This window comes from Bacteroidota bacterium, from assembly GCA_016718825.1.
Classification (GTDB): domain Bacteria; phylum Bacteroidota; class Bacteroidia; order J057; family JADKCL01; genus JADKCL01.
The window spans coordinates 174,365-197,238 of the sequence record JADKCL010000013.1 but is presented as its reverse complement, the minus strand read 5'-3'; the positions used below and the strand labels follow the sequence as shown (position 1 = coordinate 197,238).

Sequence of the window (22,874 nt, the reverse complement as noted above, 5' to 3'; positions counted from 1 at the left end):
TGGCTCGTTGATACTTCAACAACGAAAAACATAAAAGAAGTGGATAGCCTAAAATCTCTGACATAAATGGGTGCATTATATTTGAGTAATTCAATATAATCAATTCTCCAAACGTATGTTATCAGCCTTCTTCATGAGCTTCAATTCTCTTTGTAATAAATCTAGATTGTTTTCGATAGGAAAACAAAAAAAGTAGCAGCAAACTGGTTATCAGAATTTCAGTTTTCCATTCTTCCAGGATTGCCCACTTCACCAAAGGTTTCATACAATTTTAAAATGCCTAGCATTATGAACATGCTAATAATAGTTCTGTACATATTATTAGCTCTCTGAAGGACATCATTTTACCATCAACTTGAAGCCTGAAGAAATGCCTTATATTCTGCAAACCGAATGAATCCCACCAGCTTTAGTAGGGGCCAATGAAAAGCGATCCAATTCTGCTGGATAATAAGACCGGATAAAATAATACATAGAGAAGCCAACTAAAATATCTTGTGGATAAAATTGAAGGCGGTCAATTTACTTGAAACTGCTACAAATACAACTCCGGGTAGAAGATTGTTGAATATGTTGTACGATGAAACTTTCTCTAGTAGGTCTTTCATAATTGATTACTTTGGAGGTAATGAAAAGGTGAAGTATGCGCCCAGTCTTGCATCTGCATCTGGCGCTGTGCCCCATCCACGCTCATGCCACCAGTCATCCCTAAATTTTTGATTTTTTACGTAAAAATAAAGTCTATCAGTGCATTTAACAACAATACTTCCTGCTTGATTATTTGTCAATTTTAGTGAGGAGTATTTGGAATAAGCAAGATGCTTACGGCTAGCATTTCCGAAAAGGGTTATTCTTGGATTTACAATTCTTACAAAATCATAATTCCTGTCAGAATCCCTACCATGATGGGGGGCAATTAGGACATCAACGTCAGAAACTTCATTTTTGAAATTAGCCAATATATATTCCCAACTATCATCATGGCTGTCACCACAAAAGAGTATTTTCCAGAAATTACCTGTGTTTCCAATGGGTGGAGTGAATAGAATTACGTAAGAAGAATCGTTGTAATCGCCAGTATTTTTGTTCGCTCTCCCTACGAGGTCTTTCGTTGGGCAAAGTATCTTAAGATAATCTTCTGTCCAATAGTTTCCTGGATTATTCTTATCGGCGTATAGCTTGAAAAAACGATACCCTTCAGCAGTTTCACTCCTCAGGGCCTTGTAAAAATCCCAATCATACTTATTGAATCTGCTGCGATTGCCAAATTCCAGGATTTCCTTTGTATTCGCAGTGTCCCAAACGTTGCATACCGTAAGATCGTTGAATAAGTCCCTAATTCCGTCAAGATGATCCATATCTGGATGACTAACGATGAATCTCCAGATCGACTCAATCTTAAGCTTCTCCAAATAACGTATCGGATTTTCAGGATATTTTTTCTGCCCATAATTCCCTGTTGTATTGTCACTTACATCTTCATAAATCGCCCTTCTTAGCTCGGCATTTTCGTAAACATCGTCACTGTCTGCATTGCAAACATCAATGACCGTTACACGTCCTGAATTACTATGTTCTATGATATTACAGTCTCCTTGTAACACGTTTAAGAAATGTATTATTGACATGACACTTTTGGTTTTGTGCTAAAAATACACACATTTTTTTGATTGGGGGAGATTTTTTTGTGAACAAAATTTCCCCAAAAACTTCTACGGTTTTTAGGAATACCCTAAATCCTCTAGAATTTGAAGCACTACGCCCATATTGTTTAGTGTTTATCTAACCCAATTATGAAGAATGTCAAGCAAAGATAATGAGGGTAAAAGAAGTGTTTGCATCACTCAGGCAACACATTCAAATCCTCGACTTCCCATTGCGCTTCGAGCGCACGAGAGCTCCGTCACCTACGAGTTGCGATAGCAATACCGACATTAGGCTGTCAATATCCTGACACCACTCCTTTGATTCCCAAGACTTCAAGATGGGGATTATCTCCCTTACATGCAGTGGTCGGGTGGCGTCGGCGACCGCGAGGATGATCTTATCCTTCCGAGTCATCTTGTCGGAGTAACCCACGGGCACAGGTACAGTTCCGTAATGGTTCCCGACCTTGGTACGGTTTGACGACCTTGCGGCGATAATCCAACTCAATTCCTGCTCCTCGGCATCAAGCAACTCCCCGAGCGCCTAGATGCGCATTCGCTGCCCGTCCTCTAATGCGTTGAGCGATCTTTCCTCGATTCCGATCCATTTCAGGCGGGAAATAGCCTCGATGACTATTCTGTTTTGCGCCTATATGGACGAATGCTGACAAGGCACAAAGCTGATTTCCCGAGAACGTGGTTCGTTTGTAGCAGGCAAAGTACAAAGACAGGCAATAGACGTGTGGCATCCGGAACGGCCCTTTTGGCGCTATTAAAGAGGTTGGGGAGCATGATTGCCACCACGTTTTACTTCCTACATAAGGAAAACTGATGACGAATTGATTCGTTGAGGTCTTTGCATTGAGAGCTAGAGGAGTAATTGTTTGGAAAACGTTGAAGTACAAAAACACTGGACAAAGTAATATCTCGCGGCATTGCAAAAATCGTGAAATTGTTGTTTCCTCCAGCTATCTGTAACGCCTATGCCAATTACAAACAAATTGCCACTGATCCCTGGGTTCATAAATCGATATGTCTAAAAAACCATTCCGGCATTCAATTTTTTGCTTGAAGTAAATTGAATATGTTGCAAAAACTGTGAATAATTCGCTTGATCTGGATACCCACATTCTTTCCAAATTTCATCAAATGCTAGGTACAGTGAGCCAAAAACTCGCTTTGAACTTTGCAATCTAAGTTCACAATCACCGACAGTGAGTTTGATTGGTTCAGCATCTTGCTGCAATATTCTGAGATTTTCCAAAACCACAATTTCGTAGTCGCGCTGCCAAGTCCCGTCAAATGAGGTCATTCTTAACTTCATCGGCCAACTTGCGCTCTTTTGTACATCAAGAATCTCCTTGACGCGAACCTTTGACAGGTTTTCGACCAACACAAATCCGTGAAGCAGCTCCCTTTTATAGTGGGGTGCTTCAATATCATCATGTGAAAGAGGATTGAATACAATTTTCTTGTAGGTTTTTATATGTTGGAAGGGTTGTAAATCCAATCCATTCCTGCCAATAAACTCTAAGAAATTATTGATTAATATTTCAAGTTTCTTAATTTTCTCAATCTCTCCCGTTTCAAAATTGTGGTGCAATGTCTGATGCCGTGGTAAAATCCTCTTAATTTGCTCTTCACAAGCCTTTCTCAAATAATTCGCAGCAGCAGGAAAATCCTTGGCAACAAAATGTTTCCTTGCTCGCGAAAGGTATGAATCCGAAGGATCGATTAAGACCGCAACGTCAGGGGCTGTGAGATCACTGTCATCATTGCCGACAAACAACTCTATACATTTAGTTTTGACCTTCTCTGCCTCAAACCAGTTCCTTGCTAACTCGAACCATTGCCGATCGTATGTTGAGAGAAACAGCTGAAATTTCTGGTTTGTAATATCTTGGTGAAGAAATTCGTCTTTCAAAATTTCAATAAGTGGAATTCGATTACCATTGTCCATCCCAATAAATACATCATCCAAGTAGATAATTCGCAACTCAGATGAATGAATTGGATATGTTTTGATAGAAGCGAGAAAAAGGCAAATGGAAAAGGCAGACAACCTTGCCTCGTTCAAGAATAAGTGATAGTCCTGTATCTCTGTATCCGCATAGGAAATTTTGAAATAAATTTCTTCCTTCATTTTCTTTTTTGACCATCCTTCAGGCTTATATACATTCGCTGGCGTAATGTAAAAATCCAAATGCAGCTTATTCCGAAAATGGCCTTGCAAAAAACCATTGGCGATGTTTGCTGTGTCTGTGAGTAGTTGAATAAGTGCAGAATTCCAGTCAGCCAAGTTCACTAGAGCCCTATTATGATCATGCGATCCTGCCCGTTTACTAAGAAGAATGCCTGAAATCCTTCGATATTCATCCAAGAGTCCCACCGTGGTTGAGCTTGAGCCGATGGCTATAGTGTGATCTGACAATAAGAATCTTACAAGCAGATCAAAGACATTAAGCCTTCCGCCATCGTCTAGGCCAAGGGCATGCGCGACCAATATTTTCTTGTAGTCCAAAAATCCTCGCACTTTACTTGCCCGTTGAAGGAGAGGAATGCTATTATTAGAGGCATCAGGATCGTCAGCAACCTGAAATACCTGTACTCTATTTGCACCAACAATATCCGAGACCTCAATTTGTATCATCGCAGGCTCAGCTGAATCAGTGAAAACATTCCGGTGAAATTGCGACCGCGCATTTGAGAAAGAGGTTCGTAGAATATGATCCAATGCATGAAAAATAGACGTTTTTCCACTTCCATTTTCACCATATATCAAAACATGATGACCCTTTGGAATCTTGATTGGTTGCTCTAGGCTTGTAAATGCGCGATAATTCTTCAAATCAATGCTCGTAATCCATGCCATGACTAACTCCTTTCTTCAATCCTACGAATAAGCTTTATGGTGTCCAAATTTGCCATACTTATTGCTATGGGATGATTTGGATTTGCAATCCGTTTGCCAAGGTCAACAATTTCCATTGTCGGCATTTCCTTTGGATTTGACATTCCCAACTCCCTTTGAAGATCCAGAAAAATCAATCCGCCAACGTTTTGCAGTTCCTCTTGGAAATAAATGCCATAGATGACCGCATTTAACGCCCTTTCAAATAGACGCGAATCCAGTTTTTCTTTACGCAGTTTGATAATGAGACCAACAATGCAAGTGATGACCTCTCTTTCCTTGCAATCTCTGGGAATATGAAACCGAAGTATATGATTAATCTTTGTTTCCACAAATCGACTCCCAAGCCTCGGAGATGCAAATGTTCGATAAAAATATTGCGCAATTGGTGAAATCACAAAAGGTAAAACATATTGGAGGTATTCAATGGAGTTTTTTGACAAATCTTGATGCTGCAAAGAGAAGAAGTTGTTGGAAGCATAATTATCCGAGTCCACAAACCCCTTCACAGGATCACCAGTCCTTGTAAGATATATTTTGGGCAGCAACCATTCCGTTTGGCCAATAGAACCTCGCCCTTTCTTTAGCTTAGAAAGTGATTGCTCAGTGAGATCAACAAACCACAGGTCAGGCGAGCTGTGAAAATTGTTGATGATGTCACCGCTGCCAGACCCGAGGAACAATGGCTTGCACCCATCATTTACCTTATGTCGATGGAAAATTTCATCTCGTATGGCACCACTATGTACACCCTCATGGCATTGCATGAAAGCCCCAATTTCTGGAAACTTTTCAATTCGATCAAGGATTTCGAAGTCAATATCTCCTGCTAGAAGATTGAAAACAAATCCAAACTCCTTCTTGGCCATTCGCCCCTTTGCAACCGAACTTCGCATATTTCGATTGCCAGCCACAGCATCAAATAAATTTTTCGAATACTGTAAAGTGTTGCTTGCCTCTCTTTCCATTGTGATAATGCACACATCATGGCTCACGTGAGGAAATGGCTTTTGATCAATTGGCAACCCGGTGTTTTCATACCAGTCGATATTTGAAATAAATGGAAGAATATATTCCCTAGTTCTTGGGAAGTCTTTAGTAAGAAGGTTGTCAGAAACAACGAAAGACACCAAACATTTATAGTGTTCAAACGACCAACCTATGAAGTAGGCAAGTGAATTTGCTGAGGAGGAATCGATTTTGGAATACCTTGCCTTTAGATACTTCTTCTCGTCAGGATCCAGCCTCGCACCCCACGGTGGGTTCCCAATAATAATGTCAAAGCCATCTGAAAGCTTTGGGCCAAACATGATACCAGCTTCGAAGCCTTTGGCTATTTTTTTTGCATCAAATGGGTCATGTGATACGGTGCTAGGTGAAACCTGCATACCTTCTGCTAATTCCCCAGCAAGCTTCAATTGCATTTTGCGAATAGCATCCTGAAGCAGTATCTTTTCTTTATGATCTTTCACATAGAAATAGGCTTGAATCATTTGTTCAAACGATTGCATGTCCAGGTCATCTTCACATTCCAAATTGAAGGTTTGGGACTTACCCAATACGGATTGATTTCCGATAGGTCTAAAATCCACCAATGTATTAGCCACAACAAACTTCATTTCAAGATTTGGGAGCGATTGAATTCCATAATTTTCACTAGGGTTTTCATTTCTTTGCTGATCAATCAGCAATGTAATAAATACTCGCAATCTTGCAATTTGAACGGCAATAGGCTCCCTATCAATGCCAAAAATGCAATTCTCGATCAAAAATAGTTTTCGCGAATATTCAATTTGTCCTTTGTCCAATGCATCAATATTCTCTCTGTTTTTTTGTCCTTGCAGGCGGCTAAGTACCGCGTTTTGGCTGTCTAGCTTGGTAAATATGTGGACAAGCTTGTTGAGAATGCCTATTGAAAATGCACCAGAACCACAAGCTGGGTCAAGGATTTTGCATTCGGAAATTGATCGAAGAATCAATTCCTTTTGTTCATTGGTAAAATCCACCTGACTCTCTGAGTATTGAACTAATTGCCGTAGCGACCATTCCTGATCGCCTTCACCTGTCTCGTCCAATTTCCTCTTCAAGAAACGGACGAGGCAATCATCTACCATTTTTTCAACAATCGTCCTTGGGGTATAGAAGGTTCCTGCTTGTTTTCGTGCCGATTCCTTAGTTTCACCAACGTATGCTGCCAAAAGGTTTTCAAAGACTTGGCCAAGAAGCTCTGGGTCTAAGGCAACCTCCTCTTCTATTGGAGTGTTTTCAGTAATTGTAAATTTGTATCTATCTAGAATGGTAAAAAGTCCATCATGTTTGCCTGAAGTTCCCATGCCAGAACGACTTCTTGCCCCTTGCCTTTATCAAGATCATCTCTGAAGAATAAAAAATCAGGAATGATTGCCCTTTCACTGGGGTCTTCAGAAAAACCGTCAATGAACTGACCACTTCCTTCTAATCCAATCGTGTCTAGGCACTCAAACAGACCTCCATTAACAAATGGAACCTCCGAGAATAATCTAAGCGGATTGGATTCTTCTTCGCAAAAAAGACTCCTAAATCGGAAGCACGTATTTTTGCCCACATTAATTCTCGAAGTTGTACTTGGAAGGCCTGACTCAAATTTCCGGTCTAAAGGAAGTTGGTTAAGTGCAGCAAAAAAAAGGTTCTGTAGTATTGCGTTGTAATAGTTGCTAGAATCATCAGATTCATCAAATCCTTGGATGATTTGTTTTAGCTCTTCACGCTTGAACAATGCTTCATTTGCCAGCTTTTTTTCTCGCAGGAACCAAACGAAAATGACTCTTGTAATTAATCTGATCAAGCTTGTCGCACTAATAGCTTCTTTCGAATCCTGGTCAAAGCCGCCTTTAGCAAATGATTCAATTGGGAATTTAACATGATCAATAGCCCAAGCATACCAATTGAACAAATCTTGATAGAACCGTTTGTTTAGTTCTCTTGTGTCAAGTACTTTTTCCCAAGCACCTTGCAATTGTTCAAATCCGAGAATATTACCTTTTCTTGAAAGCTGTGAAAACGAAAGATCGTATAGAATTTCAATATGCGATCGTTTGGGTTCTCCTTTAAGAGAAATATCTTTGATCAAAGTCACCTTTTCGAGAACATCCTTGCTGAGATCCTTTTTGTTTTTCCGTCTATTGATAACGGAGAGTGTCAAATTGTCACCATATTTTGCGATCACCATAACAGGCATATTGTATTGCCTATTGATCTCGCGTGTAATTCCACTAATTTCCTTTCTTGTGTATTCTTGCTTGGATAGCTCAATTACGATGAACAAATAACTAGAATTTAATTGTCGATCCAACCTCTTTTCCTCGAAAAGTGACAGCTGATTCAACACCTCCTCTTTTGTCAATTGAAAAACGAAATCAACTGACCTCCATTCATCAACTCTTCCTGCAACCAAGTCAAATTTACCTTCGGGGTTGTCAAATGTTTTTTGCAGCTCAACAAAGGAGGGTATAGCCAATTGTGTGGTTCGGGAAGTGGGATATGCAAGTGTCTTAAAAAGATACAGGGCTGCTTCCCGAACAGTGCCTGTCCTGAACCCCTCTAGCGCTCTCTGGATGCTACGCCGAAATTCAACATCATGTACCCTCATTGGAGAGCCTCCCTTTCCGTACCTGTTTTCAAGAAAAAAAAAGGGCAGGGACTCCTCTACAATGCGAACAAAAACGTCTTGGCATGCTAACTTATTCCGCAAAATTCTATCCCACAAATAGCAGCCTCCTCTTTTTTTGACACTGAAATAGAAGGAGTGCTTAGGCAAAACGATGTCTTTGGTCCCAATCTTGCCTTGTAAAACATAGCTAACAGGCGGCTTCGAGCATGTGTTGGAGGCCGACGCCCTGCGATATGTCTGATTTCTTAGCACCACTTGAGTAATCAATAATTCAATTCGAAACCCTTAGGAATCTTCTCAAAGATAGAGTTTCCTTACAAAAACCCCCAATCTAATGTCCAAAGACTCGTTTTAACGTAGAGAGCCATTCACCGAAGTCGTTGTAAGTTGATATGCCTGTTTGACATCTCATGTCAAAAACTTTCAGCAATTTTCGCTGCTTGAGTTTACTATTGAACGTTTTCGAAAGTTATTCAGCCTAAGTCCTTGTGCTTGGCAACCCATACAACGACCCAGACCGCCCCTTCACCTTGATCCTCACAAGCGCCCCATCCCTCACCAACTTGGAGAGATGCACCGAGACCGTATTGTCAAGGTCACTGAATTTCAAGCCATGCGGCTGCAAGCGTCGCAACGCTGGCCCGATCTCCTTGCCGTGGATCGGCTTGCCAGCTTCCTTGACCAAGAGGATTTTGTCCTTCCAGGTCAGCTCGGTCGAATAGTGCTGCGGTGCAGGTTGGACAGCAAACTGCGCTCCTTGTTGGAATGGGGCCTTCCCAGACCTTGCAGCGATGATCGAAGCGAGTTCCAGCTTCTCAGCCGCTAGCATTTCCTCAAGCGCTGTGATTCGATGCCTTTGCCTTGTTTCCAACGCTTCCAATTGCATTTCTGGGATTCCCGCCCATTTCATAGCCGGGATTTGATCGTCTGATTGGGGGAAGTGTGCCATTTTCATCGAGTTTGGTTCAAAACTAGCCCGATTTTGGGTAAAAGTTGATGGGCAAAGGTGTGAAAATATTCAGAATTATTTCGATTATATTTCATTACAATTTCGATATTATTTCAGAATGATGCGTACCATTTCGGAAACAATTCATAAGAATGGGTTCGAGACAAGTTTTGGGGGATTCGCTGGAAACAGGTCGCGTGCAGTTACTGCATCCATCCAACGTTTGTGGACACAAACTAGAAATGCAAGCAAATCGCATGGACATTTATTGGAAACAGGTAGTCGAAGGGCTGGATTTTGTGGACGCTATCTGGAAAGGTACACGAATCGTTTGTTGCACCAGGGGGAAAGAGGAAAAGTGTCGGAAATGTGTCGGGATTTGTATGGAATGATGTCGGGAAGGTGTCGGAGATGTGTCGGAAAGGTGTCGGAAATTCCTTTTTCGAGGGGATGATGGGCAGCAACTCCACTCCATTAGCATGGTTTTGCTTGATTTTCTCGGGCCATTCTGCCGCATCTTTACGTTGGTCGGGGAATAGGAACCGCCCCATGAGACTGAACTCACGGGGCGGTATTCGTTAGGCAATGGCAAGAAGCCACCTAAAACTCAAAAATTTCTTCGGCTTGCCTAGCCCGCTCCCCGAACGTAGGCATTCCTTCCACGCCGCAGTCTGGCATTCCGAGCGATTCGGTGGTTCTGGCGATCTCGCGCACCATCTCCATTTTCTCGGTCACGCCATACATCTGGTCGAGGAAGGCGATGATCGCCCGCCGCTTGGAGCCTAGGTGCTGCCACACCTGTGCCTCACCCAGCATTCCGTTGGAGTTTGGCACGAGCCGCTGAAAGGTGGTCTCGACCTCGGCTTCCGTGGCGGTCAAGGTGTATTCTTGCAGCTCCACGATCTGCTGGCGGAACGCTGCGATTGATGATTTTCCCGTCTTGGTTTCCATTTTTCTGAATCAGGGGGATTTTCTGGCCCATACCCCTTGTACGAATTCATAAAACATTGGTTATCAATGCAAAACGCAATGAATGGCTTTTGACAAAATTTTGCAACCATTCCCCAAAAAAGAAGCCGATGAGAAGAGGAAAAATAGAGGAAAAGAAGACACGAAAACAGCAAAAGTATCGGAAAAGAAGGCGAAAAGAAGTGGAAAAGTATCCGAAAAGGAGACATTTGCCATTTTGCTACATTTCCCACCTACACCGACACGTTCTCTATTCGATTCCGTGTGTCTCAACTACCCTCGTCGGTGGCCTCCGCATGGATGGGCTTCTCCCATTTCTTCGAGCCGTGGTGGTTCAGGCAAACGGCAAACGACTCTATCTCCCTGCCCTTGTAGAAGGCCAAGAGGATGTCGCGGTAGCACTTGCGGGCCGATACCAAGTCATAGTAGGAGAAGCTGCTTTCCCTAGCCTTTGAAGCTCCCACAGTGGCCTTGAAGGTCACCCGGAATTTGAATTTGCGCTTTTGGTCGAACTTTAGATGCCCTTTGGGCAGTCCCATGTCCGCGATTTTCTCCAATGTCTCGCTCTCTGTTTCCATTCTTATTTCCTGAGTTTCATTTTCTTCTGATCGTGAGTCCACCCGCTTGCAAGTCGCGGCCCTGCGTGTCTTGCAGCACCCACCAATACACGCCGTCTGGCAGGGAGCCGCCGTCGAAATTCTGGTGCAGCCCATCCATTTCCAGCACCTTGCCGCCCGCATCATTGAAGAGGTGCATCTTGTAGTCGCCGGGGTTGATGCCCGGTAGGCATGTAATCATCCATGTGTCGTTCTTGCCGTCCCCATTGGCTGTGAAAACCTCCGGGACGAAGATGGGCAGCGTGTCGGGACTCAAAATCACTACCACCGTGTCGCGGAACCCGGCGCACGAGGCATTGCGGGGCGATAGCAGCAACTTGAGCCGCCCGAGGTCGAATGGGGCGACAAACGTGGCCCCGATGGGCAGCGTGGCGGGATTGGCGGGGCCAAAGGCCGCGATGCTCCCGAATTCGGGGGTGATGTCGCGCAGATTGGTGCCGATGGCTTGCCAGTCCACGACCGTGCCTGGAATGTCGGTGGCAAGCTGCACCTCCACCTGTGAGGAGCCTAGCACATTGGTTTCCGCCTTCAAGATGGTTGCCGTGAGCCTTGGCGCTGGCAAGCCCCTCAAGACCGCTGTGAGGCTGTCGCTGCATCCCTGTGTATTCACCATTGCGACCGATACGCTGTCGAGGCCCGTCAATTGCGCGTCCAGCATGAGCATGTCGTCCGTGATGGCTGTCAGGCTGCCATTCATGTACCACCTCCAAACCGTTGCCCCTCCCGCCGTGGCTTGCAGGATCAGGCTTTGGCCCGTGCAATAGGTCGTGTCGGGCGACACGGTGAGGCTTGCGGAAAGTGGCTTGGGCATGATCGTAAGTTGCTGGCTGGACGATTCAGGGCATGGCCCCGCCGTGGTGTATTGGATGAAGTACGGGCCACCTTGGACACTCGCGCTTGCATCGATCTCGCCCGTGGTCGCGTTTGCGAAAATGACGCTCCCGGTGATCTCGCTGAAAGTGCCGCCCGACAAGGCGATGATCGATGGAAAAGGATTGGCCCCGCCCTCGCAATAGCTGGATTGCGGATAGGAAAAGAATGGATTGTCGGGAACGTCGATCCAAACCGAGTCGCGTGTGTCGATGGCGCAACGGTTGTCGATGTCATAGTACACGATGTATGGCCCTCCCGGCTGCATCGCGCTCAAGTCGAGCTGCCCCCTGTCGGTGTTGCTGAAGACAATGCCACCACCCGCTACAAAGCTGCCCACCGTGTCACCGAGGACCAGGGGTATCGCGTCGGGTTCGGATTGGCAGTAGTGGTTGGGAACATAGGCGATGATGGTGGATGAATCGGTAGGGCTGATTTGAACCGTCTGCGTGAACTGTGCTTGGCAACTGCCAGTGAGCGTGTAGGTCACATTCCAGATTCCTCCTGTGATTGGGCAACCAGGATCGCGCCCGAAACGCTATCGACGGCCAAGCCAGAATCCGCCGAGAATGCCCGCCGCCTGGCGTTCCGAGGATTTGGGGCAAGGGGTTGGTGTCGCCGCTGCAAAACACCGATGCAGGGTAGGCGAAATTGGCCGATGCGTTCCCGAAGATGTTCACGGTCACGTCCGTGCTGTCCTTGCATGTGCCGCCTGTGATATGCCTGATTGTGTGCGTACCCGCCCCGCTTGCGCTCAGGTGCAAGCGCCCGTCGATGTCCACCACCGTCAAGGGGGTGACGGCGTGGAAATAGCCCATGATGCCTTGCACGAGTGGCCAAGGGTCGGGATCGCCGATGCAGAAATTGCCGTTGGGCGGGTAGGTGAATGCGGGGTTGTCGGTCGCAAGCACCGAGAATGGAACCGAGGCCATGTCGGAGCAAAAGCCGCCCGTGACGTGCCGCAACTGGTAGTTTGCGCCGCTGGCAATGCCAGTCGCCGCAACTGCAATAGGTGCCGTGCCTTGGCTGAAAAGCACCTGCCCGGTCGTGCTGGTCACTTGCCAAGTCCCCGTTGCGCTTTGGGCCGATGGCCCAAGCACACCTTGGGCGCAATATTGCGTCTGTGGCAGGGTGAATTGGGCTGAAAGGGTCGTGTCGATGTGCAGGTTGGCGATGGCCGTCACGGTGTCGGGGCATTGGCCCGTGGTCGCATACTGGACGGTGTAGATGCCCGTCTGGCTGTTAGCCGGGGCAATGTCGCCCGCACCGCCGAGGTCGAGTCCGCTTGGGCTTGCAATGAAGGTGCCGCCCGAATTGCCGCTCGTGAACGAGGGCCAAACCGCCTGGGTGCCTTGGCAAAGGGTAGGGACTCCAAGATTGAGCGGGACTGCTGGATAGCCCACCGTGGCCGTCGAAGTTGGCAGCACGATCACTTGGATCATGGTGCTGTCATAGCAACCACCGCCGACGGGGACGTACCAGAGCTCGTGCAAGCCCACGGGCGACAAGGCCGGGTCAAACAATCCTGTGAAGGGATTCAATTGGTAGAGGCCCGTGGGCGAACGGAAAACTGCCCCGGCGGGAAAGAGGTTTGCAGAGTCGGGCCTCACAAGTCCACCGTCTTGGCAGACGGTCACTTGGGTGAGGCCGTTGATCGTCGCGACTGCGGGTTGCTTTGGCCTGATCGACACGGCAAAGGCCACCGTGTCGGAGCAGCGTGGATGGTTGGAGCAGTAGAGGAACTGGTTGTTGTTGCCCACCGCCCCAAGGTGCAGCGGAATCTCGCCCGTGCTTGGATTGACCCAAAACCCAGGAGCGCCCGTGCGGCAGCAAAACATGCCCGTGGCGGTCGGCGGCATGAGCGTGACCGAGGGCAATGGGTTCGGGTCACCGAGGCAGAAGATCGAGCCTTGGTAGGCCACTTGGGCCACATCGCCCGTGAGGCAGATGGTGTCGGTGACGGTGTATTGGAAAGTGTCGAGGGCAAGTATCGTCCGTTTCACAATCTCCACCCGCAAGCAAGTGTCGATCGTGTAGGCGGGGGGAATCTGAATCACGATGCGGTCGTTGGTGCCGCCCATCATGCTTGTGATGGACTGCGGCCAAATCCTTTGCCCTCCAAGAAAAACCTGGGTGGTGTCCCAAAGCTCGCCCGATGTCGCCTTCTTGAAATATTGGCCGTGCAGCGTGATGCTGTGGCCCTTGCAAAAGGTCGTGTCGGAGTTGATCTGGTACGTGACGGGCAAGCTCGTGTTGTCGTAGTCCTGGATCACCGGGCTTGGGCTGGATTGGGAATGGGCCGCACTTGCGGCGACCATGAAAAGCAAAAGCAAAAGGGTATCGGGGAAATGAGTTCTCATATCCTTGATGGTTGATTACATGAACAAATACTACCTAAGAATCGGCCATCAGGCCGTTGGAACCCCGACTTTCACGGGGTGGATTTCGGCAATCGGCGGCAATTGCGCCGCATCGCCGTGAAACAGGTTGCTACCAATGAATTCACGCGCATCGGCAATCCAAGTGTGGTCGCTTGCAGCCAACTTGCTGCGAATCGCCGTCCAGAGGGCCAAATATTGCGCCTTGATGGCTGCAAGATGTTGGAGCAGGGCGCAAGCCTCCGCCTCGATCCTGCGGTAGTCGGCAATCCACGAGAAATTGCCCTCCAGCGGTTCTTGCAGCCACCCATCCAGCAGCAGGGCATTGAAGCCGTCGAGATAGTGCAGCACCCGCCTTTCATTGTCCCAATCACCGTCTGGACACGGAAGCAGCTCCAAGGCCCAATCCCCGAACCGCACGTACAGGTAAAGCGCAAGGTCGAAATCCTTCCCGCCAAAGCGCCCCTTGTTGGAAAACCTGCAAAGCACCCTGTCCTCGTAAAGCCCTGAAAAATGCAACCTGCAAAGGCCGTTTTCAAGGGTCGCCTCGTTGTTGGCAGCACGGCTTGCCTTGAGCGAATGTCGCTCAATGGCCGTGGCCAATCGGGCAACCACCGATTGCAATATGTGGGCCTCGTTGCGACTCGGCGACATTGCCTTCTTCACCGTCGAAACGGGCAAGCGCAACCATTCCCTTGAGATTTCCATGTCCATCCAGATTGATTCATAGCATACTGATTTTCCAATTTCAGGGCATGACTCTCCCAACCATCCCGACGATGGGACGTTCTGTGAATCTGCCTACAAGCGTTTTAGATTAGGATTTGGACTCCTGCTCGGCTAGAATGCGCCTTACATCGTCCATCCAAGTGAGGTCGCCATTCAAATTCTTGCGCCAAATAGCATCGCATTCTGGATGCTCGTCTATCACTTCAAGCCGTGTCAATTCTTGACCAAGGCGTGAATATTCCTCATTGTAAGCAGTTAATTTGGAACTCCAAGAAAAATCCCCAGCCAAAGGCAATGCAAGAACCTCCGAAGTCAGCACCAGATTAAATGCCAACATGTCATCGATTAACTTTTGCTCCAAGTCGATGTCTTGTGGCGGTTTGGGCCAATATTTCTGCCTCCCTCCTTGCACAAAAGCATCGAGATATTCAGACAACGAGAACTCCGTTTCCGGGTCTGAAATCGCGGCAAAGGAGAAACCTACTCCCTCTCCAAAATTTTGAAGATAGATGATGCAGTGAGAATTAGTGAGGGTCAGAATATCGCCATGCCCCTTGCCTTGGAGAAAATGATATTTATCAATGCTCTCTACCATGTATCGATTCACGAATGAGGCAAGGTCAAAGTAGGTATTTTGAGGATTCATTGGACTTCAATTGAACGAGTAAATTAGGAAAATCTTAGGGACGAAAATCACGAGGTAACGATTTCGCGTGGGGTTCCGCCAAAGAAATTCGACTGAAATTCGATCACATTGCCATTGCCGTCTTTGGCAACCTTGGGCGAAAGGTCGGGATCCTCAGATCGGTACAAGAACCGCTTGTAGGCTTCTGTATCCATGTCCTTGAGTTGCCCTTTATTGACGACTTCCTTTTTGACCTTATGCCAATGGACGGGATGGAGCAAAAGATCGGACTTGCTGAACTTGGCCACATTTCCAGAACCCTTGTCGGGGGCAAGCCCTTTGTTGAGAAGCACACCAAGTTCCAGCCCTGTCACTGTCATGCCCCCATCAATCAATTTCCCATCCTTGAAAAGCGTCGATGGCAACGTAGGATCACTGATAAACCGAATCGTGTCCCCGCGATCCACGGCAGCTTGCAACCAAGCATTGTTCTTGGCCCAAGTCCAGTCAGCAATGTCCAGCACGTTCGTCCCGCCTTGGTTTTCGCCTACCCTCGAATCCTTTTGGAACCGGACAAAGTTGGTGCCAATAGGCATGTTCATCGCTCCCCTGAACCCGTCTGGATGCTTTGCTGCATCCACGGCCCTGCCTAGCACCGTCGTGGTTTTCCTGGGATTGAGTATGATGGCTTTTCCAAAGTCGTCGTATGGAATCACGGCACGAATGCCGATGCGATCACCGTCTTGGGCAAGCTCCAAAAAGCCGCCCAGCTTCTTTCCGTCTGCATTTGTATAGCTGAATCCCTCCAACATGGCAAGGGAAACGGCATCTGGACTCGTGAGCCAATGGCCTTTTTCATAGAAGTCCTCAAGGATCGTCGCCATCTGGGACACAAGCCCAAGGCGCTTTACAGTCGGCCAAAGCTGTTGCCATTCTTCTGGTGCAAAGCGAGTGCTTGCAGCGAGTATTTGGGCTGCAATCGGGTAGGCCAATGCCTCGATTTCATCTCCGCTCAATCCAAGCCTTTCCAAGTCGGCTTGCTGTTGCGGCGTGAGGCCGTTTGCGTTGCCTTCATCGCTTGGTGGATTCAAGGGGCTTGCGGTCAGCGCAAACTTGGGAGGCATTGCCGATGAGGTCATTTGCGCCTCCTGCTCCGAAAAGTCATTCGTAAGGGCAGGCGGTTTCACCGTTGGGCCTTGCATCGTCGGTGTTCGGGTATCTTTCATAGCAAACCAGATTTAAGTGATTGATGAGAAATTGAAAAACGTGTGTGGTCGATCAAATAGGCAAGGACGGCCTTGCTGATTGTGGCTTCTTAGGTTGCTATCAGACAAGGGGCAAAGGGCCATCCGCACGAAGCGGACTGTTCCCTTGCCCCTGAACACGCCAAAGCCATCGTCCTATCAGGGTAGCAATGGCAAAAGGAAAGAACGCAACGTTACTTATCTGCATGTGCAAGGGCGTTTGGGTTGCTGTTTTCCTCAATAAGATCGATGAAATGACCCTAGCGCAATTGCCCTTGCTGGAATTCAGCGTGTTCTTGGGGGGTGTCCTGCAAGTCTCGCTCCCGGCGTGGCCCGAAGGTCGATGCGGCTTACATGAAAGAAAGGAAACATCGGGGCCAACTGGCGTCGGCCCCGAATGAATCAATCAACATGCTTAAAATCGCAGCCGCCATCAACTAAAGCGGAGCTTGCAGGAATAAAAGGAGATTACTGGTCAAGGGGCAGCGCGTGGGACAAGCGACGATGCGCTATGATTCATCGTGGTCGGGGTGATGGAAATCGGCAACATTGCCGCCATGCCCTCACGCGCTTGCAAAACAACTTGGGTAGTGAAGAAATCAGAGTCTTTCTAGCTGGACTGGAATCTATTTGGGCAAGGAATGACGGCGACTGGTGAGGCCAACAATCAATCAACAATAATTTGGGATTTGTGAACGTAGGTTGGGTCAAACTTTCCCTGCGATCTCTCATTGACTGGATAGAAAAGCCCACCATGCCGCCGCCTTCCGAGACTCCAAAAATCACCCTCTATCGCATCCAAGACACATTCCCGCTCATGTTTCCCGTAGGAACCATTTTGGAAGGAGGGGAACGCCTGGAAAGGCGCTTGACGTTCGGGAGCATGTAGCACCCAAACGGATAAGTACCTTTGCAGATGCCTATCAAACCAACTAAACCAACCTTCTAGGATGGATCAGGAAAGGCAAAGCAATCCCTCCATCCCATATTTTTTGTGACAGTATCTCCAAAAAGCATAGTATTACGTCAAAGATCGCGCTTTCTCTGTGGTTGCTGCCTTAGAAACTTTGGCCACATTGAAAGGAAGATTTGAAAAGGCCCAGCCTGTGTTGGGAAACCAACTAGGCTGGGTTATCTTCTCGTAGGGCTTTAGGTTGCGGGTTAAGTGAGTTGTCGATTCCTGCACCTATCTGCTTCCCTTGGCCTTTTTCCATCGCTATTAAAGAGCGTTCCTCCCCTCGTTTCATTCTATCGTGATGCCAAGATAGAATGATAGGCAAAAAAAGATTTTCCAAAGTATTTCCATTCTTAGGAACGATGGTTTCATTTCATAAAAAGTTGCTATCTTGCTAAAGATCGCAATCAGGATTTCAGTCAGTCGTTGTCGTCCTATGTCCGTAAAGAAAATCATGCCCAAGGGAGGTCGCAAAGCGTCACCAACGCTTTGGGCGATGGTGCGTGGGCTTTCTGAGGAGGAGTGGCAATTGGTTTCCATGATGGCCGTGATGCGTTTCAAGGAGCCATTGCAATTTAAGCTCCTGACACTTCTTCGTTCGATGGATGTGTATGATCCTGCCGCAGAAAAAGCTGCATTTGCAGACAATAACTTGGGATCGATGCGAAGGACGGCGAGAAAATGGCTCATTCGCACCGCATCGAAAATGGCCTTCTATCAGTCGGAGGTAGCCTTACAGGTCATGGATGTCGATGTCCTCCTTGGATGGGGCATACATGATGAAACAATGGAGTTCATCGCAGAGGCAAAACAGTTCGCAAAGGAGCAGGAGGAATTTGGCTGGCTAGGCATCTTGTACAAAAAGGAACTCAAGGCAGCGGCGATCATTTTCAAGGGAGATGAACGGATCAGTAAAGTTGAAGAAATCGCAAGGGAGGCGATGGAAAATGGGAAGCTCGTGGCCTTAGATGCAGAAATCGACCTCCATACTGCTCAGTATCTTGAAAAAGCGAGGCACCAACTTCTCACAACAGGCAAGTTTGACGAGACCTATACTGAATCCTATTTTCAGAGCAAATTTTTTCGCCAGAACATTGATGCTTGGCCGATAAGCTACCAGATTCAAAAGTTACGGCTAGATGAGGGGCTACATTACTTTCTAGGGCGAACTGCTGAGGCTGCAAAGGCTGCCGAAAAGCTACGGAACTTGATCAAGCAACTTGAAAAAATCCGAAAAAGCGAAAGTGAAGACCATGCCCGATGCCTTTTTCGCTTGTCTGCTTACTACACGGCATTGGATCGGAGGCAAAAGGTTATTGGAATCCTTGAAGAAATCAGAACAAGGGCGATGTCAGAGTCACCAATTCGATTTACTTATCTGCGTCGCCTTCCCTATTCACTTTTTCATGCATCTTTTCAATTTGGCATTCCATCCTTCGGCGAAATGGGGCTTGAGGCTTGGAATGAAAACAAAACGATCCTAAATTCTTTGCAGAAGGATGTGGTGCTATTCCAAACACACATATTTGTTAGTTTCTATCATCTTTCGACGGGCAATACCAAGGCAGCTAGGGAGGTATTTGGGCAAGCATACGAGCATTCGGATTCTTTTCCTTTCGTGGCCCTGCAAGCAGTGTTCCAAATACTTCATCTCATGCTCCTGATCGACGAAGACGATGAGCGTGGCTTGAAATCATACGGAAAACGATACAAACGCTATCTTACAATCTACTTGAAGGATGAGGTTCATTCCTTGATAGCAATTGCTGCATTAGAGTTTGTAATGCTATTGGCCAAAGAAAGCAACCTTGAAGGCAAGTCCAAGTTAAGAAAGTCGTTGGGAAAGCTCCTAGAGCGTCTTCGGAGCTACCAGCATTCTGTGGATACAACCTTCAATCCCCACCTGCACCCGATGATTGGATGGACAGAGTTGCGTCTTCGGTAATGGGAATCAACCGTCAATAATGACAGTGATGCTCAACCCACCAAATCGTACTCTGAAAGTCAATGAAGGCGGTGAAGTCGAAAGGTATTCAAGCGTGAGCTGCCCTTGGCTGTATTTCTGCAACATCTGTCCATAGTTCAGACTGAAAGTTTGTTGCCCCCATCCTCGCGCTTCCCAGATCACGTTTGCCGCAAGCACTGGCGGTATCTGCCCCCCGTTTTCAAGCCAGTTGATCAGCCATTGCGGCCAATTGACGTTTGCCCATTGGCTGTTTCCTTGGCCGTAGGCGTTGTTGCTGTACCCTCCGTTTCCATTGCCATTGTTTCCGTAGCCGCCATTTCCGTTTCCATTGTTGCCATAGCCTCCATTTCCATAGCCATTCCCGTTTCCTTGGGCGGCTACCGATGTGATAATGAACAAACTGAAAGCAAGACCCGAAAGTAACCTTCTCATACGCACTCCACTCTTTGGTTGATAAATGCAAGAATCGACAAAGCCAAGGTACGCAAAACGGCCCGAAAAGGCCAAAAATATATCCCCAAGCGGTGAAATGGGCTAAGCGTATTGGCAATCGCCTTGAAGATTGTTGTGAAGCGGCCTTGCCAAATCTTACATTTCCTACGTGGGCGGATCAATCCCACTTTGGTTGCTGGACTCTTTGAGGCTCGATTTGGAGGAATCTTGGGTAGCTTTTGGTGGGAAACCACCGACACGGTTAAATCGGATCAAATTCTCAATGGCTGCGCGTTTGATTTTGTGAAAAAGGGAGCCATCTGGCGGTGTTCCAAAACGGTGAATGTGGGTAAGCTCTGTATGTAAGCGGTGACAGGAAACCCAAATAGCGGGCTATTTGGGTTTGCCTTAGAGTGAATTTCGCTTTCTTGAGGTAGTTGATAGATGGAATTGGGGGCAATCCTTTCCCTTGTCTGGAAACGAGCCAGGTGCTAGCTAATCGATATTCTCAAACATCGTTGCTATCATGATCCTTGTAGCGAAACCGTTTGCATCAAGAATACATTGGAGGTAGTAGCATCCATTCGATACAACGGCGGTTCCTTGAAGGCATGGCTGACTCATGTAGTAATACATGTGACCTCCCGCGATGGTGTCTGCCTTGCCAAAAAGGCGCTCAATATCCTGTTGTCGAAGACCTTGGAAACAAGCATCGTTCTTGAAATGACCAAATCCATGATCCCCAGTAGCAGCGCACTTGAGCAGATGCAGCCCAGTGGCGGGATCACGCCCCCAACACCTTTCGATCTGCTCAAAAACAAGTCGGCATTCTGGATCACGGCGCTTTTGCTGGAGCGGTGTACAGGCAGAGATAAGGGTCGCGATCATCATGATGGATGTCAATGGAAGCCAAAAAAAGGTAGGTAGTGCTTTCATCTGCTCAGAACAATTTTGGAATTAGATAGAGAATTGCCGAGTCGGAGGCTTGCCAGGTAGAGGCCAGACGGAAGTTGGTTCATATCCAAGAGCCAAGTATCCGCAGTTGTAGAAGTTACAGAAAATCGGTTGGAAGCGATGACATTTCCTCCCGCATCGAAAAGCCTCATCTCCAAGGATCGCGATTGGGTTCCACCTGATCGTTTGACATGGATAGTCCCGTTTGAGGGATTGGGATATAGTAGAAGTTGGGCGGCATCTTCGAGCCTAGGAGCGACGGGCAGCATGTTGCAGTCATTTGCAGGCACAATCGTCATGGGGCCATAGCAGTTGCCCCTTGCAACGGCACTTGAATCCATCATCCAAAACCCAGCGTCAAGCGCTTCCAACGTAAGCATGGCTTTTCTTTCACCCGGTGCGATTTTGTAATACATCACCTCATTTGTGTCGATCACATGCTCCAGTCCATGCGCATGGCCCATCTCATGGAGGGCCACGGAGTAGAAATCCACTTTGGAAGGCACATTTCCAGTGGTATCAAAGTTCCAAGCAAATTCTCGATTGACTGTGAAATCTATCTCCGAGATTTGATAGGCCGGTGCTTGGCCAACCACGCAGTCCACAAAATAGAGTGTTGTCCTTGCCAAGCGACCAGTTGCAAGGGTATCTGGAAAGTCGTCCCATCTTACCAGGTTTACAAGATCATTCCCCGAAACATTGAGGGAGGTATCGGCTCCTATCTTGAAATTCACTCCCGTAGCGCATCGCCACTGCCGCAACGCCTGCTTAAGCGCAACCTCCGCACTATCTGTTGCTGAGAATGAATCACTGAGCCTGAAAGTATAGCCTCCACTCGTGTCGCTCGGCACATGGGAATCTTGGTCGAACAGTGAGGCAAATTCCGCAACACCGATTGGATATTGGTTGTCTTGGTTCCTGACATTTTTGATCCCGAAAAGCACCGCAACGTTTTCGGCACTCCGCGCAGTGTCGCCTGAGATATTTTCAATTTCTATTTGCCCTGATCCAGCCGTACCTATGAAAAAGGGCAATGCCCCAATGCTTGGGACCCAAACCCTTATCAGCGTATCTGTCCACTGCTGAACGTCCGTCGAGTCACCGACCATCATGCTAGTTCCCCCGGTATTTGCATTTGGAAACTGGACTGTCCCTTGCCCAGACAGAAAGCCATGCCCATAAATGCTCAAGGTCGTGCGCGTACCAGCGGTTACTTCCAAAGGCCGAATGCTATCGATGATCGGCCCGCCTGAAACGCGCAAGGGTATGGGTTTGTGCTTCACAGGAGCTTGCGCTCCCGACAGGCCCAGCAAGGGATAGAGGTCGGTGGCGATGCTCCGATATACGTGAAACGGCTCTACTGCTATCGTCGCGCCAGGCTGCTCCATGTACGCGATGAAGCCCTGCGAATCGGCGTAAACATCGTAGGCGAGCCTTGGGTTCCCGAGCTTAGCAGGATGCGTATCTCCAAGCGGGTTTAGAAAAAACACCCCCGAAGACTTTGGCCCCAAAACCAAGTGGTCGCTGATCCAAAGTGACTTTCCGCCGACCGTGCCACCCTCCAAGATAATCTCCAATGTGGCTATGGCGGGGCTTCCCTTGATAATTTTGTCAATGCGCACGATGTGGCTCGTGTAGATGTTGCGGTTGTCCCCAAAGAAACTATGGGAGTGGATCACCTCACCCTCGATTACGAGTTGAGCGGTGGCCATGCGCCTTTCTAGCGGGACAGGGATTAGCTGTGCATGGAGGGAATAGGTCGAACTGGCAAGGATCGCCAAGGTGATTGTGAAGATGAGCAGAGTGAAGCGTGTTTTCATATTTCCAAGTTTTTGCGGAGGGATTTTCGTGTGATTGATTTTCGAGAATACATTGAATCGTATTGGCCAGCCGAGGAGGTTCTATTTGCCTCCCTTTCTTGGCCCATCCTCCCCATCCTTAATATCGCCATTTTTGAGGTCGCGGGCTACAAACGGAGGT

16 protein-coding genes are annotated in these 22,874 nt (G+C 47.7%); 2 read left to right on the top strand and 14 right to left on the bottom strand.

Translation table 11 applies throughout. The annotated features are described in order from the left end of the window. Positions 1-614: 614 nt before the first annotated feature. The 12 genes from IPN95_16725 to IPN95_16670 form a co-directional block, all read right to left on the bottom strand. Entirely contained in the window at positions 615-1,628 is a 1,014-nt protein-coding gene (locus tag IPN95_16725; GenBank protein ID MBK9451014.1) for an MBL fold metallo-hydrolase, read from the bottom strand. Positions 1,629-2,682: 1,054 nt separating this feature from the next. Next, positions 2,683-4,518 carry an AAA family ATPase gene (locus tag IPN95_16720; GenBank protein MBK9451013.1) on the bottom strand — a complete coding sequence of 612 codons (1,836 nt, stop codon included), beginning with the start codon at positions 4,516-4,518 and terminating at the stop codon, positions 2,683-2,685. Between the two features lie 2 nt (positions 4,519-4,520). Next, a complete protein-coding gene (locus tag IPN95_16715) occupies positions 4,521-6,890 on the bottom strand; it encodes a hypothetical protein (protein ID MBK9451012.1) in 2,370 nt (789 codons plus the stop codon). Beyond that, positions 6,848-8,185 carry a hypothetical protein gene (locus IPN95_16710; protein ID MBK9451011.1) on the bottom strand — a complete coding sequence of 446 codons (1,338 nt, stop codon included), beginning with the start codon at positions 8,183-8,185 and terminating at the stop codon, positions 6,848-6,850. Before IPN95_16710 ends, IPN95_16715 begins: the two co-directional genes overlap by 43 nt. Positions 8,186-8,684: 499 nt before the next feature. Further along, complete coding sequence (locus tag IPN95_16705) at positions 8,685-9,155, bottom strand: hypothetical protein (protein MBK9451010.1); 471 nt, start codon at positions 9,153-9,155, stop codon at positions 8,685-8,687. Positions 9,156-9,755: 600 nt separating this feature from the next. Next, positions 9,756-10,106 carry a hypothetical protein gene (locus tag IPN95_16700; GenBank protein ID MBK9451009.1) on the bottom strand — a complete coding sequence of 117 codons (351 nt, stop codon included), beginning with the start codon at positions 10,104-10,106 and terminating at the stop codon, positions 9,756-9,758. A gap of 287 nt (positions 10,107-10,393) precedes the next feature. Further along, complete coding sequence (locus IPN95_16695) at positions 10,394-10,702, bottom strand: hypothetical protein (GenBank protein MBK9451008.1); 309 nt, start codon at positions 10,700-10,702, stop codon at positions 10,394-10,396. Positions 10,703-10,718: 16 nt separating this feature from the next. Continuing rightward, the gene (locus IPN95_16690; GenBank protein ID MBK9451007.1) at positions 10,719-11,951 is read right to left on the bottom strand and encodes a gliding motility-associated C-terminal domain-containing protein; all 1,233 of its coding nucleotides are present in this window, start codon (positions 11,949-11,951) and stop codon (positions 10,719-10,721) included. A 4-nt stretch (positions 11,952-11,955) separates the two neighbouring features. Next, positions 11,956-13,971 carry a hypothetical protein gene (locus tag IPN95_16685; protein MBK9451006.1) on the bottom strand — a complete coding sequence of 672 codons (2,016 nt, stop codon included), beginning with the start codon at positions 13,969-13,971 and terminating at the stop codon, positions 11,956-11,958. A 48-nt stretch (positions 13,972-14,019) separates the two neighbouring features. Then, the gene (locus IPN95_16680) at positions 14,020-14,697 is read right to left on the bottom strand and encodes a hypothetical protein (protein MBK9451005.1); all 678 of its coding nucleotides are present in this window, start codon (positions 14,695-14,697) and stop codon (positions 14,020-14,022) included. 109 nt (positions 14,698-14,806) lie between these two features. Then, on the bottom strand, positions 14,807-15,364 hold the full coding sequence (locus IPN95_16675; GenBank protein MBK9451004.1) for a hypothetical protein: 558 nt from the start codon (positions 15,362-15,364) through the stop codon (positions 14,807-14,809). Positions 15,365-15,411: 47 nt separating this feature from the next. Beyond that, positions 15,412-16,569, bottom strand: a complete 1,158-nt coding sequence (locus IPN95_16670; protein ID MBK9451003.1) for a hypothetical protein — start codon at positions 16,567-16,569, stop codon at positions 15,412-15,414. Between the two features lie 1,409 nt (positions 16,570-17,978). Here IPN95_16670 and IPN95_16665 point away from each other — a divergent pair. Further along, positions 17,979-19,487, top strand: coding sequence for a hypothetical protein (locus tag IPN95_16665; protein MBK9451002.1), 1,509 nt, complete (start codon positions 17,979-17,981; stop codon positions 19,485-19,487). A gap of 6 nt (positions 19,488-19,493) precedes the next feature. Here the strand turns inward: IPN95_16665 and IPN95_16660 are convergent, their stop codons facing one another. Continuing rightward, on the bottom strand, positions 19,494-19,940 hold the full coding sequence (locus IPN95_16660; protein MBK9451001.1) for a hypothetical protein: 447 nt from the start codon (positions 19,938-19,940) through the stop codon (positions 19,494-19,496). A 564-nt stretch (positions 19,941-20,504) separates the two neighbouring features. Here IPN95_16660 and IPN95_16655 point away from each other — a divergent pair. After that, complete coding sequence (locus tag IPN95_16655) at positions 20,505-20,867, top strand: hypothetical protein (GenBank protein MBK9451000.1); 363 nt, start codon at positions 20,505-20,507, stop codon at positions 20,865-20,867. A gap of 5 nt (positions 20,868-20,872) precedes the next feature. Here IPN95_16655 and IPN95_16650 read toward each other — a convergent pair whose 3' ends face one another. Beyond that, the gene (locus IPN95_16650) at positions 20,873-22,714 is read right to left on the bottom strand and encodes a matrixin family metalloprotease (GenBank protein ID MBK9450999.1); all 1,842 of its coding nucleotides are present in this window, start codon (positions 22,712-22,714) and stop codon (positions 20,873-20,875) included. Positions 22,715-22,874 lie beyond the last annotated feature (160 nt).